Source organism: Micromonospora sp. CPCC 205539 (genome assembly GCF_036906815.1).
Classification (GTDB): Bacteria; Actinomycetota; Actinomycetes; order Mycobacteriales; family Micromonosporaceae; genus Micromonospora.
On sequence record NZ_JBAKHW010000001.1, the window covers coordinates 348,658 to 366,876 of the forward strand.

The window sequence follows — 18,219 nt, forward strand, 5'->3', positions numbered from 1 at the left end:
ATCGGCGATCTCGAGTCGATCACGCCCGTCCAGGCCGGCCGGTCGAGAGGACGACTAGTTCCCCGCGGGCACCTGGTCCTTGACCTCGTCGTAGCCAACCTTGGCGGGTGCCGCGGTCGGCGCGTAGATCACACGGATCACGCCCGTCGGGAAGACCTCGGTCGCCGTCACCTTCAGGTGGTAGACGGTGTCGCCGTCGTCGAACAGCTTGCGGCCCTTACGCGCCGCCACCGGGTGCACCAACAGGCGCAGCTCGTCGACCAGCCCGGCGGCCAGGAGTTGCTGCACCACGGAGATCGACCCGGGAATGAGGACGCCCCTGACGCCGGCATCGGCCTTGAGCGCGGTGACCGCAGCGACGAGATCACCCTCGATCAGCTCGGAGTTGCGCCAGGAGAACTGCAGCGGCTGGCGCGAGGCGACGACCTTGCGCATGTCACCGAGTTGCTTGGCGAACGGTGCGTCGTCCCCACCTGCGGCCTCACGCTCGGGCCAGGCGCCAGCGAAGCTGTCGTAGGTCTCGCGGCCGATGAGCAGCACGTCAGCGGCGTCGTAGTCCTCACTGACGGCGCGACCCATGTTGTCGTCGAAGTACGGGAAGTGCCAATCGGGGTCGATCTCGGCCACACCGTCGGCCGAGATGAACAGCGTGGAGATGACCTTTGCCATCGCGGTGATCCCTTCGAGTCAGGTGGTGTCGATGAACAGACCGGCGCATCATCCCAAACTCATCGACCACGCACCGGCCCCTGCAGAGAAAGAGCCCGGCGTTTCGCGCGCCCTACCGTTCGACCATGGACTGCTACAGCTGCCGCACCAACGAACGGGTCGACACGCTTCCGCCGCGTGAGGTCGTCGCCGTTGACGAGCACTGGCGGATCGCCCACGCCTTCGACTCGGCGTTGCCGGGTTGGTTGGTTCTCGTCCCGCGTCGGCACGTGGCGTCGATCGCCGACCTCACCGACGCCGAGGCTGCCAGCCTCGGCACGTGGCAGGTCCGGCTCTCCCGGGCGCTGCGCACGGTGACCGGGTGCGCGAAGACCTACGTGGCGCAGTTCGCCGAGGAGGAGGGCTTCGCCCACGTGCACTTCCACGTCGTACCACGAATGGCTGATCAACCCGCGGACCGTCGTGGCCCTCGCGTCTTCGCGTACCTGGACGCGCCACCGGACCAGCGGGTCGACGAGCAGCAGCGGGACGACCTCGCCGTGGCACTGCGAGCGCAGCTCGACCGGGGCGAGCCGGGATAGAAGCCGGCCTGCCGTGCTGCTGGACGCCGGCCGGTTGCTGGAGGCCGGCGTCCACATACCGTGGTCAGCCCGCGGCCATCTTCTCCCGGAGGCTGCGCGGCCGCAGGTCGGTCCAGGTGCGTTCGACGTAGTCCAGGCACGCGGCCCGCGAGTCCTCGCCGTACACGACGGTCCAGCCGGCCGGCACGTCGACGAACGACGGCCACAGCGAGTGCTGGTCCTCGTCGTTGACCAGCACCGTGTACCGGCCGTCCGGGTCCTCGAAGGGGTTGGTCATCAGATCGTCCTCTCGGCATTGTCGTACAGGTCGGACAGGCGTCGGTCGGGGCTGGCCAGGGCGGCCGTCAACAGCCGCCGGAACCGCTCGCCGAAATCGGCGATGGTCGCGTGGTCGAACAGGTCAGCGGCGTACTCCACGTCGCAGTGCACCGGGCGGTCGTCGGCCGGCTCGTAGAAGCTGAGCGTCAGGTCGGCGCGGAGCGCGCCGGTGCTCACCGACTCGATCCGTACGCCCGCACCGCCGACCTGGGCGAGCCGGGCCTCCTCGTGGTGCACGATCATCACCGACGGCGGCACCAGCCCGTCGACGGCCGCCAGCAGCGCGTCGAACGGCAGGTCCTGCCGGTCCAGAGCCCCGAGGTCGGTCTCCCGGACCCGGGCCAGCAGCTCGGCGAAGGTCGGGTCGCCCGCGGTGTCGGTCCGCAACACCACGGTGTTGAGGAAGCAACCCACCAGGTCGGCGAGGACCGGTTCGGTCCGGCCGGCGACCAGCGCACCGAGCGGCAGGTCGGTGCCGGCGCCCCGGCGGGTCAGCAACGCCGCCAGCGCGGCATGGAAGACCATGAACATGCTGGTGCCGGTGCGCCGGGCCAGCTCGTCCACCGCCCGGTGCACGGCCACGTCGAGCACCACCGACACCAGACCGCTGCGGTTGGTGGGGGCGGCTGCGGACTGCGGCCGGGCACCGGCCAGCTCGATCCGGCTCGGCATCCCGGCCAGGGACGCGCGCCACTGGTCGAGCTGACGCGCGTGCCGGCCGACCGGGTCCGCCGGGTCGCCGAGCAGCGCGTACGCCCACCGGGTGTAGTCGGCGTAGTCGACCGGCAGCGGCGTCCACTCCGGAGCCCGCCCCACGCACCGGGCCTCGTACGCGGCGGCGAGGTCGCGGATCAGCGGCACCACGGACCACTCGTCCACCCCGAGGTGGTGCAGCGTGAGCAGCACCGCCTCGGCGCCGGTGCCGTCGGTGAGCAGCCGTGCCCGCAGCGGAGAGCGGCCGGTCAGGTCGACCGGTTCCCGGCTGAGCGCGGCGAGCTGGGCGTCGAGCGGCTCGCCGGTCGCGTCGAGGCGCTCCAGCGCCGGGCGACCGACGTCGGTGCGCCACACCTCGCCGTCGATCCACCGGTAGCCGGTCCGCAGCGGCGCGTGCCGGTCGACCACGTCGTCCAGAGCCGCCGCGAACGCGGCCGCGTCCAGGTCGGTGCCGGAGAACGCGAAGGCGAGGTCCCAGCCACCGTGCGGCGCCGCTGCCTCGTGCGCCTGCCACAGGTGCCGCTGCACCGGTGCGGCCCGGCCGTCGGGATCTTCCTCCGGCCGGCGGGCGACCAGCGTCGGCGTCGCGATGCCGTCGTCCGTGCGGTCGACCAGCCGGGCAAGTCCGGCCACGGTCGGCGTGTCGAACACGTCCCGTACGGCCAGCTCGGCACCGAACACGGACCGCACCCGGCCGATGAGGCGCATGCACGACATCGAGTGCCCGCCGAGAGCGAAGAAGTTGTCGTCCACGCCGACCCGGGGCAGCCCGAGGATGTCGGCGAACAGGTCCGCCAGGCGGGCCTGCACGTCGGTGATCGGTGTCGCGTCGCCGACCAGCGCCGTCCAGTCCGGTGCGGGCAGCGCCCTCCGGTCCACCTTGCCGTTCGGGGTGCGCGGCAACGCACCGTCCACCGCGACGATCAACGCCGGCACCAGGTAGCTGGGCAGCCGGGCGGCCAGGTCGTCGCGCACGGCGGTGGGATCGACCGTGCCGGTCGCGGCGACGACGTACCCGACGAGCCGCGTGGCGTCACCGGCCCCGTCAACGACGACGACCGCCTGCGCCACGTCGGGGTGGGCGGTCAGCGCCACCTCGACCTCGGCGGGTTCGATCCGGTGACCGCGGATCTTCACCTGGTCGTCGACCCGGCCGAGGAAGTCGATCAGGCCGTCGGCGCGCCACCGCGCCCGGTCGCCGGTCCGGTACATGCGAGCGCCCGGAGGGCCGTACGGGTCGGCGACGAACCGTTGGGCGGTCAGCGCCGGACGGCCCAGGTAGCCGCGGGCCAGCCCTCGCCCGGCGATGTACAGCTCGCCGACCGCGCCGGGCGGTACCGGACGCAGGCGGCGGTCGAGGACGTACGCGACGGTGTTCGGGTCCGGCCGGCCGATCGGCACCGCACCGGACCAGTCCGCCTCGGCCCGCCAGAGCGTCGAGTTCACCGTCGCCTCGGTGAGGCCGTACGCGACGAACAACCGCAACGTCGCCGCCCACCGCGCGATCACCTCGGGCGGCACCTGCTCGGTGCCGACCAGCACGGTGAGCCCGGCCGGCAGTTCACAGCCCGGCGGGAGCGCGGCCACCAGCGACGGCGGCAGGATCGCGTGGCTGACCGCGTACGCGCTCAGCAGCCGCGTCAGCCCTGGGCCGGGCGTCCGTGCCTCGTCGGGTGCGATCACCAGCCGCGCCCCGGTGCACAACGCCATCGACAGCTCGAACGCGAACACGTCGAAGCCGATCGAGGCGAACTGCAGGATTCCGCTCTGCGCCGTCACCCCCATCGGGTCGACGGCGGTGGCGACCAGACTGCCGATTCCCTCGTGCGTGACGGTGACGCCCTTGGGCCGGCCGGTGGAGCCGGAGGTGTAGATGATGTACGCGGCATGGTCGAGCCTGTCCGGCGGCGCCGGGAGCGGCCCGGTCCACCCGTCGGGCGCGGGGTCGTCGACGTCGACCAGCAGTCGGGTGACGCCGTCGGCTTCGGGCAGCCGGTCGGCGACCACGCTCGTGGTGAGCACGTGCCGTGTCCGCGAATCGGTCAGCATGAACGCCAGCCGGTCGGACGGATGCTCCAGGTCGAGCGGCAGGAACGCGGCACCGAGTTCGAGCACGCCGAGCACGGCCACGATGGTCTCCAGCGACCGGGGCGTCGCCACGGCGACGACGCTCTCGGGGCGTACCCCTTGGGCGGCCAGCGTGCGGGCCAGCCGCCGGGCCCGGTCGGCGAGTTCGGCGTAGCTCAACGCGCGGTCGCCGTCGACCACGGCGATCGCGTCCGGGTTCTCGGCGACCCGTGCGGCGAACGCCGCGGGCAGCGTCAGCTCGGCGACTGGACGGGACGTGGCGTTGAACTCCCGCAGTACCCGTTCCCGTTCGTCGTCGACCAGCACGTCGAGCCCGCCCACCGGTGCGGTCGGGTCGGCGACCGCGGCGGTGGCGAGCGCAACGAGGCGCCGGGCCAGCAACCGCACGGTCGAGGCGTCGAACAGCTCGGTCCGGTACGTGAGCCGGCAGGTCACGGCGTCGCCGCCCTGCTCGGCCAGCTCGACCACGAGGTCGAAGCGGGCCGTACCGGCGGCCAGCGGCTCGTCCTCGACCTCGAGCCCGTCCAGCGTGAACGCGTCGGGCACGTGGTTGCGGTGCACGACCATCACCTGGAACAGCGGGTGCCGGGACAGCGACCGGGGTGGGTTGACGACCTCCACGACCGCCTCGAACGGCACGTCCTGGTGGGAGAACGCGGCGAGGTCGTTGTCCCGGACCCGGGCGAGCAGGTCGGTGAAGCTCGGCTCGCCGGTCAGGTCGGTGCGCAGCACCAGCGTGTTCACGAAGAAGCCGACGAGGTCGTGCAGGGCCTCCTCGGTACGCCCGGCGATCGGCGCGCCGAGGGGGATGTCGTCGCCCGCCCCGACCCGGTGCAGCAGTGCGGCGGTCAGGGCGTGCGCGACCATGAACGGGCTGGCACCGGCGTCGGCCGCGAGCCGGCGCAGCCCACGGACCACGGCGGGGGGCAGCTCGACGGTGACCTCGTCGCCGTCCGCGCCCGCCTCGGCGGGCCGGGGCCGGTCGAGCGGCAGGGGCAGTTCCTCCGGTGCTCCGTCCAGGGTGGTCCGCCAGTAGGCGTACTGCTCGGCGGCGAGGTCGGTCGGTCGGTCCGGCTCACCGAGAAGAGCCCGCTGCCACAGGGCATAGTCGGCGTACTGCACGGGCAGCGGCGTCCACTGCGGCTCCCGGCCGGCCAGCAGCGCCGCGTACGCGGTGGAGAGGTCGGCGAGGAACGGGCCGTCCGACCACTCGTCGGTGACGATGTGGTGCAGGAGCAGGACGAGGACGTGCTCGTCCGCTCCCACCCGGACGACGGTGGCCCGCAGCGGCAGGTCGGCGGTCAGGTCGAACGGGCGGGCCGCCGCCGTCGCCACGGCGCCGGGCACGTCGGTGCCGTCCACCACGTCCAGCGGCGGGCGAGCCTGATCGGCCGCCAGGATCCGCTGGTAGGGCTCGCCGTCGGCCGACTCGATGACGGTACGCAGCGTCTCGTGCCGCCCGACCACCGCGTGCAGCGCGTCGTGCAGGACACCGATGTCCAGCGGGCCGCGCAGCCGCAGCGTCAGGGGGAAGTTGTACGCGGCCGACGGCCCCTGCATCCGGTCGAGGACCCAGAGGCGGCGCTGCGCGAACGACAGGGGCAGCCGCTCCGGCCGCTCGGTGGGTCGCAGTGGCGGCCGCGGCGCGGCACCGCCCGCTGTGCGGTTGATCCGGGCGGCGAGTTCGGCCACGGTCGGTGCCTCGAAGAGGTCGCGGATGGACAACTCCGCGCCGAGCGCCGTACGGGCACGGCTGACCAGGCGGATCGCCAGCAGCGAGTGCCCGCCGAGGTCGAAGAAGCTGTCGTCGACACCGACGCCCGGCAGGCCGAGCAAGTCGGCGTAGATCTCGCAGAGCGCCGACTGGGCCGGCGTCTCGGGTGGCCGGCTGGCCGCCGAGGTCTGCACGGTCACGGCGGGCAGTGCCCGGACGTCGAGCTTGCCGTTGACGGTGAGTGGCAGCCGGTCCACCGCGACCAGGGCCGCCGGCACCATGTAGTCCGGCAGGCGCTCCTTCAGGTACGTACGCACCTGACGCAGCACGCCCTCGTCGTCCGGCGCGGACCACTGCGGGCCGCGAACCAGGTAGCCGGCGAGGCGCTTCACCCCGTCGACGGCCGCGTCGTCGGTCACCACGGCGGCGTGGGCGACCAGCGGATGTCCGCTGATGGCGGCCTCCACCTCGCCCAACTCCACCCGGTAACCGCGGATCTTCACCTGGTCGTCGGTGCGGCCGAGGAAGTCCAGATTGCCGTCCGGACGTTGCCGGACGAGGTCACCGGTCCGGTACATCCGCTCCCCCGGCTCGCCGTACGGGTCGGCGACGAACCGCTCGGCGGTCAGCCCGGTCTGCCGGTGGTAGCCGCGAGCCAGCCCGATCCCGGCGATGTACAGCTCACCGGGCGCGCCCGGGACCGCGGGGCGCAGGAACTCGTCGAGGACGTACGCGCGGGTGTTCCAGATGGCCGTGCCGACCGTCGGGGTGGCGCTGTCCTCGGTCCCGCCACCGAGGGTGTTGATCGTGTACTCGGTCGGGCCGTACAGGTTGTAGCCGGTCACGCCGTCGGTGTCGCGCAGCCTGCTCCAGACCTGCTCGGGTACGGCCTCACCGCCGAGCAGCACCAGCGGTGGGCGGTGCCGGCCTGGTCCCGACTCGAGCAACCCCTGCTCGATCAGGTGGTGGGCGTACGTCGGGGTCACGTTGACCACGTCGATCAGGTGGGCGTCGCAGTACGCGACCAGCGCCGAGGCGTCGCGTCGCAGTTGCTCGTCGCAGACGTGCACCTCGTGGCCCTCGACGAGCCAGAGCAGCTCCTCCCAGGACATGTCGAAGGCGAACGAGACGGTGTGGGCGATGCGCAGCCGCCGTCCGGCCGCGGCCACCACCGGGCCGAAGATCGCCTCCCGGTGGTTGAGCTGCATGTTGGTCAGCCCTCGGTACGGGGTGACCACACCCTTGGGCCGGCCGGTCGACCCCGACGTGTAGATGATGTACGCCGGGTGTTCGAGGCGACGCGCGTCGCCTCGCCGGAACGTGGGCGTCTCGCTGTCCGCGAGCGGCCCGCCGGCGAGCGCGTCGAGTTCCGTGCGCACCTCCGGCGCGTCCAGCACCACCGCCGGAGCGGCCGTCGGCGGCAGCAGCGGGGTGACCGAGGCGACGGTCAGCACGCACAACGGCTCGGTGTCGGCGAGCAGCAGCCCGAGCCGTTCGGCCGGCAGGTCCAACTCCAACGGCAGGTACGCCGCGCCGGTGCGCAGCACCGCGAACAGCGCGGCCACCATGTCCAGGGTCCGGGGCAACGCCAGCGCCACGACGGTCTCCGGCCCGGCGCCCCGGGCCAGCAGCAGCCGGGCGAGGCGGTTGACCCGATCGTCGAGCTGCGCGTACGTCAACTGCTGTGCCCCCGCCACCAGCGCCACCGCTGCCGGGGTCCGGGCGGCCTGGTCGGCGAGCAGATCGGCGACGGTGTCGGCGCCGACCGGGCGCCGGGTGTGGTCCCAGTCCTCGCGCAGCGCGTCCCACTCGTCCGCGGTGAGCGAATTGAGCGTGCCGACCGGCCGGTCCGGGCTCGTCGCCATCCGGTCGAGTACGTCGGCGAGGCGGTCCAGCAGCGACCGCGCGGCCGGACCGTCGACGACCTCCGGCCGGTGGTCGAGTGCCACCCGGAACCGGTTGCCGGGGGTGACGACGAGGGTCAGCGGGTAGTGGGTCGCGTCGACGCCGTCCACGGCCTCGATGCCGTGCCGGCGTTGCAGGTCCGCCGACTCGGTCTCGTCGACGAAGTTCTGCATCACGTACAGGGTGTCGAAGAGCTGGGTGTGCCCGGCCGCCTGCTGGATGGTGGAGAGTCCGAGGTGGTCGAACTCCATCAACGTGATCCGCTGATCCTGTACGCGGAGCAGCAGGTCGAGCACGGACTCGCGCGGGTCCGGTGCCACCCGGATCGGCACGGTGTTGAGGAACAGCCCGATGATGCTGTCGACCAGGGGCACGTCGCCGTGCCGGCCCGCGACGGTCATCCCGAAGACGACGTCGCCGCGCCCGGCGAAGCCGCCGAGCACCAGACCCCAGGCCGCGCTGAACACCGTGTTGAGCGTGAGACCGTGCCGTCGGGCGGCGTCGCGCAGCCGGTCGCTGAGCGCCGCCGGCAACTCGACCGCGTGACGCTCGGGCAGCGCGGGCGCGAGGCTTCGATCGACCGGCCCGACCATCGTCGGCTCGGTGAGCCCGCTCAGCGCCTCCCGCCAGTGCTCGATCGCCGATGCGGTGTCCTGCCCGTCGAGCCACGCCAGGTGGTCACGGTAGGAGCCGGCGGGCGGCAGGCCGGTGCCGTCGCCGTCGCGTTCGTACAGCGTGAACAACTGCTCGACGAAGAGCTCCTCGGACCAGCCGTCCCAGAGGATCAAATGGTGGCTGACCACCAGCCGGTCCTTGTTGCCGGGCAGCCGGATCAGGGTGAGCCGGCACAGCGGCGGGTTCGCCAGGTCGAACTGTCGGCCCCGGTCGGCGGCCAGCACCTCGGCCACCGCTGCGGCGCACTCCGCCTCGCCGAGGTCACTGAGGTCGATCTCGTCGACCGGCAGCGCGAGGCCGTCCGGGACGAACTGCACCGGTCGGCTCAGTCCATCGCTGGTGAACCCGGCCCGCATTCCGTCGTTGCGGGCCAGCAACGCGGCGCCGGCACGGCGCAGCCGCTCGACGTCGATCCGGTACGCCAGGTCGAAGGCGTCCTGCCCGGTGTAGACGTCGAGCGCGTCGGCGTCGTAGCTCGCGTGGAAGTACAGGCCCTCCTGCAGCGGTGACAGCGGCCAGATGTCGCCGACCGGCGCGGCGCTGAGGTCCCGCACGTGGGCGATCTCGTCCGGCGTGAGGGCGAGCAGAGTGGAGCTGGTCTGCGAGCCGGTGGTGTCGGCCAGTTCGCGCAGGGCGGCGGTCCAGCCGTCCGCGAAGGTGGTGACGTCGTCCTCGGTGAGCTGCCCGTCCGCCCAGGTCCAGGTCGCGACGAGCTCCGGACCGCGGTCGGTCTCGGCGCACACGACGTCGACCTGGAGCAGGTGTGCCAGCGCCAGTCCACCGTTGACCTCGGTGATCAGCTCCTCCGCCGCCGGGGTCCACGGCTCACCGGTCCCGGCGGGGAACCGACCGAAGTAGTTGAACAGCACCTGGGGTGCGGCCAACCGGGCCAGGATCGGCGCGGTCTGGGCGTTCAGGTGGCGCAGCATGCCATACCCGAGGCCACCGTCCGGTGCGGCTCGCAGCCGCTCGCCGGTCCGCGCGACGAGAGCGGCCAGGTCGCCGCCGTCGCCGTCGAGCCGGACCGGCTGCACGGCGGTGAACCAGCCGACCGTACGGGCGAGGTCCAGGCCGGGCTCGAACTCCTCGCGGCCGTGCCGTTCGACCTCGACCAGCAGGTCCGCGCCGGCATCGCGCCCGGTCGCGCCGCGCCACCCGGCGACGCCGCGGTGCAGCGCCGCGAGCAGCACGTCGGTGATCTCGGCGCGCAGCGCGGTGGGTACGGCGGTGAGCAGGGTACGGGTCTCGGTGGTGGTCAGGCGACTGGTGTACCGCCGGGCCCCGGTGGCGGAGCCGGGCACCGATCCGGGCAGCAGCTCCGCACCCGGGGCGAGGACCTGGATCCAGTGCTCGAGTTCGGCGAGCCGTTGCGGTGTCTGGGCCTGGGCCTGCACGGCCTGGGCGTACCGGCGTAGTGACGTGCCGACGGCGGGCAGTGGCGTCCCGGCGGCGGCCGAGGCGAGGTCCTCCAGGAGGGTCCGCCAGGACACACCGTCCACCGCCAGGTGGTGGGCCACGAGCAGCAGCCGGCCCGGGAGGTCGCCGGCGTCGAACCAGACGACCTGCAGCATCAGGCCCTCGTCGGGGTCGAGCCGATCGGTGGCGGCGGCCGCCTCCGCAGCGATCACCTCGCTGAGCTGCTCCTGGGCCAACGACGACACGTCGACGCGGCGGATCAGGGCCGCCGCGTCGACGGTGCCCACCGGCGTGGTCTCGAGGGACCACAGCACCGAGGCGATGCGACGCAGCCGCAGCCGCAGCCCGTCGTGCCGGTCCAGGACCGTCTGCAGGATCCTGGTCAGGCCCGGCAGGTCGGCCGACGCGGGCAGCGTCAGGAGTACGGGCAGGGTGAACCGGTCGATGGGCGCTGCGGTGTCCCGCAGCCAGTGCACGATCGGCAGCAGCGGCACGTCGCCCACACCGTCCGACGGGGCTGGCTCGTCCGGCACCGCCGCCACGGGGGCGGCCATCCCTGCGTGCGCCGCAAGAGCCCTCGGCGTACGCAGGGTGAGCACCTCGCGTGGGCCGATGGGCAGGCCGAGGCGGCGAGCCCGGCTGGAGACGGCGATAGAGAGGATGCTGTCCCCGCCGAGGCCGAAGAAGTCGCCATCGGGGTCCACACCGGACAGGCCGAGGACGGCGGCGAAGATGTCGGTGATCGCCTTAGCAGGACCGTCGAGGACCGCTGATTCGTCAGCCGCAGCGGCTTCGACAGCGACGCGACCGTCGGTGCCGGTCGGCAGGGCGGCGAGCGCCGCGCGGTCGATCTTGCCGTTCGGTGTGAGTGGCAGCGCGTCGAGGACGAGCACGGCCGACGGCACCAGGGCAGCCGGCAGGGCCGCACCGGCCGCGGCGACCAGAGCCGAGCCGTCGGCTCGCGGCGCGCCGGGCATCGGGACGACACAGCCGATCAGGCGGGTGGTGCCAGCATCGGTGACCTGGGCCGCGACGGCCGCCTCGGCGACGCCGGGCTGCGTGGCCAGCCAGGATTCGATCTCGGCGGGGTCGATCCGGGCGCCGCGTACCTTGATCTCGTCGTCGGCGCGGCCGACGTAGGTCAGCGTGCCGTCGGAGCCGCGGCGCACCAGGTCGCCGGTGCGGTACATCCGCTCCCCCGGCGCCCCGAACGGGTCGGCCACGAACCGCTGCGCCGTCTGGGCGGACAGGCCGTGGTAGCCGCGGGCCAGCTGCGCACCGGCCACGTACAACTCGCCGGGCACGTCCACCGGCACCGGGTGCAGGCAGTCGTCCAGGACGTACAGGCGGGTGTTGCCGACCGGCCCGCCGATCGGCACGGCGGTGCCGTGGGCGCCGTCGTTGGGCCACCAGGTGACCTGCACGGCGGTCTCGGTCGGCCCGTAGAAGTTGTCCAGCCGGGTCCCGGTCGCCGCGTACCACCGCTGCGCCAGGTCACCGGAGAGCGCCTCTCCGCCGCAGGACACCCAGCGCAGGGTGGCCGCCCAGCCCACGTCGGCACGCACCTGGTCGGAGAGCAGGAACGCGGACACCAGGGACGGCACCAGCGTGATGCCGGTGACCCGGTGACGCCGGACCAGCGCGGCCAGGTCGGCGGGGTCCTGGGCGGCGTCCGGCGGCGGGAGGACCACGGCGGCCCCGGCGTACAGCGGCCAGAAGATCTCCCAGACCGAGGTGTCGAAGCCCACCGGGGCGAGCTGCAGCATCCGGTCGTCGGTGCCCAGCTGGAACTGCCGCTGCGACCACTCCAGCTGGTTGACGATCGCCCGATGGCTGACCAGCACGCCCTTCGGCCGGCCGGTCGAGCCCGAGGTGTAGATCAGGTACGCGGCCTGCTCCGGCGCCACGGTGACCGGCGCGGGCGTCGGCGCGGGGCCGACCGGCCGGTCCCCGACCAGCACGTAGGACAGGCCGTCGAGGCGGGGCAGTCGGGCGACCAGTTCGGCGGTGGTGACCACGATGCGCGCCCCGGAATCGGCGAGTACCGCCGCGAGTCGCTCGGCGGGATGCGCCGGGTCGAGCGGCAGGTAGGCGGCACCGGACGTCAGCACGCCGGCCAGCGCGACGACGAGTTCCGCCCGACGCGGCACCGCCACGGCGACGATCCGCTCGGGTCCGGCGCCCTGCGCCACCAGCCGGGCGGCCAGTTCAGCGGCCCGGTCGTCCAACTCGCGGTAGGTCAGGGTGCGCTCGCCGGCCAGCACGGCGAGCGCCTCGGGGGTCCGTACGGCCTGCGCCGCGAGCGCCGCGGGCAGGGTGGTTGCCGGGTCGTCCAGCCGTGGTCCGGCGAGCGCGGGCACGGTCGCCTCGCGCAGGGCGATCCTGCCCACCGCCTCGGCCGGTGCGTCGACGAACGCGGCGAGCAGCCGGGCGAGCCCGGTGCGCAGTTGCTCCACCAGGGTCGGCGCGACCCGGGCCGCGTCGTACTCGAGGGTGAGCCCCAGCCGGGGGCCGGGCGTCACCAGCAGGCTGACCGCGTAGTGCGTGGCCTCACGGAAGGCGACGTCGGTGACGCTCAGCGAACCGTCCGGGTCCCGCAGGCCGGCGTGGTCGGGGTAGTTCTCCAGGACCACGAGCGAATCGAACAGCTCCCCGGTCCCGGCCAGCCGCTGGATCGCGGCGAGCCCGAGATGCTGGTGGTCGAGCAGCTCGGCCTGCTCGGCCGCGAGCCGGGTCAGCAGGTCGACGAGCGGTTCGGCGGGGTGCCACCGCACCCGGACCGGCACGGTGTTGATGAACAGACCGATCATCGACTCGATCCCGGCTACCTCGGCCTGCCGGCCGGAGACGGTGCTGCCGAAGGCCACGTCGCGCCGGCCGGTCACCCGACCGAGCAGCAGCCCCCAGACGCCGTGCAGGGCGGAGCCGAGGGTGAGGCCGTGCTCCCGGACCCGCTGCGGCAGGCCGATCGCGACGGCGTCCGGCAGCGCGACGGCGACCTGCCGGACGGGCGCGCTCCCCTGCGCCTGCCCCGCGAGCAGGGTCGGGCCGTCGAGGCCGGCCAGCGCCGCCCGCCAGGCGTCGGTGGCCGCGCGCCGGTCACGACCTCCCAGCCATTCCAGATACCGACGGTACGGGGTGACCGCGGCGAGCCGCGGCGGTTCGCCGTGCGGGGCGTAACCAGCCAACAGGTCGCGCAGGAACACCGCCACCGACCAACCGTCGGTGACGATGTGGTGGTGGGTGAGGACCAGCGTGTGCCGGTCCTCGGCGTGCCGCACGAGCAGACAGCGCAGCAGCGGCGGTGCGCCGAGGTCGAAACCTGCGGCCCGTTGCTCGGCGAGCTCCCGCTCGATCGCGTCCGCGTCGTCCGCCGGCAGGTCGACGACGCGCCACGGCACCTCGACACCGTCCACGATGACCTGGACGATCCGGCCGTCGGCGAGCTCGGAGAAGCCGGCGCGCAGCGGGGCGTGCCGGTCCAGCACCGCCTGGACGGCACGGCGCAGGGCGTCGGCGTCCACCGGCCCGTCCAGCGTGACGAGCTGCTGCACCTCGTACCGGTCGGCGTCGCCGGCGTTGGCGTGGAAGTAGAAGCCGTCCTGGAGTGGGGTCAGCGGGAGAACGTCGGCGAGGCCCGACACCGAGGCCGCCAGCGCGTCGATGTCGTCCTGCTCCAGCGGCACGAGCGGGAAGTCCGACGGGGTGTACCCACCGGCGCCCGGGGCGGTCGCGTGCTCGGCCAGCGCGGCGAGCGCGGCGAACCAGCCCTCGGCCAGCTCGGTGACGCTCGCGTCGTCGAGCAGCGCGTCGGGATACGCCCAGGTCACCCCGAGCCGGGGTCCGTCCGGGTAGTCCTCGGTGAAGGCGTTGACCTCCAGCGTGTACGGCGCCACCGGCATCTCGGCGTCGTAGCCGCCGGCCAGCACACCGGCGCCGGGCACCGGGGTCCACGGGGCGTCCTGGTTGGTGGCGACCGCGAACCGGCCCAGGTAGTTGAAGCTGATCTGCGGGGCGGGCAGCGCGGCGAGGGCGGCGGCGGTCTCCGGGTTCAGGTAGCGCAGCAGGCCGAACCCGAGGCCGTGGTCGGGCACCGCGTTCAGTTGTTCCTTGATCCGCTTCAGGGCGGTACCGGCGTCCTGACCACCGGCCAGCGCCCGGGCGACGTCGACCTGGCCGAGGTCGAGGCGCACCGGGAAGATGCTGGTGAACCAGCCGAGCGTGCGGGAGAGGCTGACCTCGGGATGGATCTGCTCCTCGCGGCCGTGCCCTTCGAGGGCGACCAGCACCGGCGGCGTGTCGATCTGGCGGCGTCGGCGCCAGTCGGTGACCGCCAGCGCCAGCGCGGTGAGCAGCACGTCGTTCACCCCGGCGTGGAACGCCGCCGGCACGCTGGTCAGCAGCGCCGCCGTGTGGCCGGCGGGCAGCCGCAGGGTGAGCCGTCGCACGGTGGCGAGATCGCCGACCGGGTCGAGCGACCGCTTCCCGAAACCTGGGTCGGGGCCGACGAGTTGACCGGTCCAGTGTGGTAGCTCCGCGATCCGGTCCGGGCGCTGCGCGTCGGCGGTGGTGATCTCTGCCCAACGCCGCAGGGGCGTGCCGATCGGTGCGAGCGCGACGGGCCGGTCGTCCGCGACGGCGGCGCCCGCCTCGGCGAGGTCCGGCAGCAGGATCCGCCACGAGACGCCGTCGACGACCAGGTGATGCACCGCCAGCACCAGGTATCCCGGGCGGCCGGCGCCGGTGTCCAGCCAGACTGCCTGGACCATCACGCCGGCCTCGGGTGCCAGTCGGCTGCCCGCCTGCCGCGCGGCGTCGTCGGCCAGCGCGCGTAGGCGGCTCTCCGACAGGCCGGTCGCGTCGATCCGGTGCAGCCAGCCGTCCGTCTCGACCGAGCCGGGCGGCGCGATCACGAGCCGGCCGGGGGTCGTGGCGGTGGCCCGGACGAGGCGGGAGCGCAGCACGTCGTGCCGGTCGACGACCGCCCGCAGGGTGCGGGCCAGGCTCGCCTCGGTGGTCCCGGCCGGGAGACGGAGCAGCAGCCATTGGTTGAACGCGTCGAACTCACCGCCGCACTCGTCCAGCCAGGCCATGATCGGCAGCAGCGGCAGGTCACCGACGCCGGCGTTCGGGTCGTCCACCACGTCGGTCGTGGTCGTGGTGACGAAGGGGGCCAGCGCCGCGACGGTACGGTGCTGGAACACCTGCCGCGGGGTCACGATCAGGCCGGCCTGCCGGGCCCGGATCACCAGTTGGATGGAGACGATGCTGTCGCCGCCGAGGGCGAAGAAGTCGTCGTCCACGCCCACCTCGGGCAGGCCGAGCACCTCGGCGTACAGCGCGCAGAGCACCTCCTCGCGGGCGTCGCGGGCGGCGCCGCCGGTGGTCAGCGCGGCGAAGTCGGGCACCGGCAGCGCGGCCCGGTCCAGCTTGCCGGCGGTCGTCATCGGCAACCGGTCCAGCGGCACCAACGCGGACGGCACCATGTAGTCGGGCAGCCAGCTCCGCGCGTGCGCGCGCACCGCGGTCATCAGCGCGTTGACGTCACGGAACGGTGCCGGGCGGTTCGCGTACCGGTGCGGGTCCGGTTCGGTACGTCCGGGCCGGTAGACCTGCGGCTGCCGCGCCCCCGGCGGGGTGAGGACGGCGTCCAGCCGGCCGTCGCGGGCGTCCGCGGTCCAGGTGACCGCTGCCTGCCAGCCGTGCTCGTCGGCGAGCCGGTAGAGGTCCTCCGGGTCGACGGCCGGTCCGTCGGCTGCGGCGTCCGCGCCGGGATCGAGGGTACGCAGCACCGCGACGTCGGCGGTGAGTCGGGCGTTCGGCAAGCCGGTGACCCGCACCGGGCGGGAGGCGTCCGCGGTCAGGCGCGTGGCCAGCCCGGCCAGTCCGCCGGGGAGCGTGTGCCACGTCAGCTCGTCGGCCGGCGCGGCCTCGTCGGCGGCGGTGGTCCGCAGCACCACGTCGTAGCGGTAGCGGGTCAGCTCGTTGTGGAACCGTCCCCGCTTGACCCGCACCTGCACGGAGGCGACGCCGGGCAGCGCCGCTCGGGCGGCGGTGAACAGGTCCGGGTCGACCAGCAGCTCGCCTTCCCACTGCACGGCGCGCCGTACCGCGGGCCGGACGGTGGCCGGGTCGGCAGTGTCGGGGTGGCGCAGCGCCTCGATACCGGCCCGCAGCGCCGGGAGGAGCCGCAGGTGCCGGACGTCGCCGAGGAAGACGGCACCACCCGGCGCCAGCAGGCCGACCGCCTTGTTGAGGACGTCGAGCAGGTAGTCGACGCCGGGGAAGTACTGCGCCACCGAGTTGATCACGACGGTGTCGAAGAACCCGGCCGGCAGCCCGTCCACGTCGTCGGCGGGCCGCGCCGACAGCTCGACCGTGCCGGTCAGCTCGGGCACACCGGCGACCTGGTCGCGCAGCGTGCGGATGGCCTCCTCGGACAGGTCGGTGCCCCAGTACGCCTCGACCTGCGGCGCGATCCGGGAGAGCAGCAGGCCGCTGCCGACGCCGATCTCCAGCACCCGGCGCGGGCGCAGCGCGAGGATGGCGTCGATGGTCGCGGCTCGCCACTCACGCATCTGCTCGACCGGGATCGGCAGCCCGTCGTAACTGCTGTTCCAGCCGGTGAAGTTCTCCACGAACGACTCGGTACGGCCCGCGGTGTACAACAACTCGTGCAGCTGCTTCCACTGCCCGACCTGATCGGCGGCAACCTCGCCGGCGACGTCGGCGGACGGGCCGTCCAGGCGCGGCACCACGTACGCGGCGAGCCGCACGTCGCCGGGCCGGTCCTCGCGCGCCACGACGGCCACCTGGGCGACCGCCGGGTGCTGGCCGATCACCGTCTCGATCTCACCCGGTTCGATCCGGTAGCCGCGGACCTTGACCTGGTTGTCGGCGCGACCGACGAACTCGAGCTGCCCGTCCTCGCGCTGGCGCACGAGGTCGCCGGTGCGGTAGATCCGCCCGCCCGCCGGGCCGAAGGGATCGGCGACGAAGCGCTCCGCGGTGAGCGCCGGCCGACCCAGGTAGCCACGGGCCAGGCCCGGTCCACCCAGGTACAACTCGCCGACCGCGCCGACCGGGGTCGGGCGCAGCGTGGCGTCGAGGACGTGGCACCGGGTGTCCGGGTCCGCCACGCCGATCGGCACGGTGGCGCCGGGCGGGGTCGCCGGGTCGCACCGGCCAAGGGTGGAGTTGACGGTCACCTCGGTCGGACCGTAGGCGTTGAACATCGGCCGACCGGGCGCCCACCGCGCGACGAGTTCGGCGGACACCCGCTCGGTTCCGGCCAGCAGGGTCGCCCCGGCCGGCAGGTCGCAACCGGCCGGCATCGCGGCGAGCAGCGCGGGCGGCAGGATCATGAAGGTCACGCCGTGCGCGTGGGCGTACTCGGTCAGGGGCGGGCCCGGCACCCGACGGTCCGCCGGTACGACGACCAGCCGCCCACCGGTGAGCAGTCCGAGGCACAGGTCGAAGAACGCCACGTCGAAGCTCGGCGAGGCGAACTGCAGGACCCGGCTGTGCGGGCCGACAGCGAGTCGTTCGGTGGCGGTGGCGAGCAGTTTCGTGACGCCGGAGTGCGACACGACGACGCCCTTCGGGCGCCCGGTCGATCCGGACGTGTAGATCACGTAAGCCGCGCCGGCCGGGGTGAGCGCTCCGCCCCGCTCTGCGTCGGTCGGCTCGGCCGTGGAGCGGCCAGCCAACTCTCCGGCGAAGGCGGGGGCGTCGAGGAGCACCAGCGGCGGTACGGCGTCCGACTCCAGGACGGACTGCAGCTCCGCCGTGGTGAGCACGCAGATCGGCGCCGCGTCGGCGAGCAGGTAGGCGATCCGCTCGGCGGGGTACTCGGGGTCGATCGGCAGGTACGCACCGCCGGTCTTGAGCACCGCCACGACGGCGACGATCAGGTCGACCGAGCGGGGCAGGCAGAGGCCGACCACGCGTTCCAGCCCGGCGCCCCGGGCGATCAGCGCGTGCGCGAGACGGTTGGCCCGCTCGTCGAGCTCCGCGTACGTGAGGGCGATGTCCTCGTAGACCACGGCCACCACCTGCGGCCGCTGGCGGACCTGAACCGAGAAGAGCTCGGTCCAGGTCGCCAACGGCGTTTCGCGAGCGTCACTGTGCACCAGTTCA

At 73.6% G+C, this 18,219-nt stretch carries 4 protein-coding genes; 1 reads left to right on the forward strand and 3 read right to left on the reverse strand.

Going from position 1 to position 18,219, the window contains the following annotated elements:
* Positions 1-54: 54 nt before the first annotated feature.
* On the reverse strand, positions 55-669 hold the full coding sequence (locus V6V47_RS01510) for a dihydrofolate reductase family protein (RefSeq protein ID WP_334626087.1): 615 nt from the start codon (positions 667-669) through the stop codon (positions 55-57).
* Positions 670-794: 125 nt separating this feature from the next.
* Here V6V47_RS01510 and V6V47_RS01515 point away from each other — a divergent pair, with 125 nt between their 5' ends.
* Positions 795-1,250: an HIT family protein gene (locus tag V6V47_RS01515; protein WP_334626088.1), complete on the forward strand. Its 456-nt coding sequence runs from the start codon at positions 795-797 to the stop codon at positions 1,248-1,250.
* Positions 1,251-1,314: 64 nt separating this feature from the next.
* Here V6V47_RS01515 and V6V47_RS01520 read toward each other — a convergent pair whose 3' ends face one another.
* Together V6V47_RS01520 and V6V47_RS01525 are read right to left on the reverse strand one after the other, a co-directional pair.
* Entirely contained in the window at positions 1,315-1,530 is a 216-nt protein-coding gene (locus V6V47_RS01520; RefSeq protein WP_334626233.1) for an MbtH family protein, read from the reverse strand.
* A complete protein-coding gene (locus V6V47_RS01525) occupies positions 1,527-18,212 on the reverse strand; it encodes an amino acid adenylation domain-containing protein (RefSeq protein WP_334626089.1) in 16,686 nt (5,561 codons plus the stop codon). The genes V6V47_RS01520 and V6V47_RS01525 overlap by 4 nt, the downstream gene beginning before the upstream one ends.
* Positions 18,213-18,219: the final 7 nt, after the last annotated feature.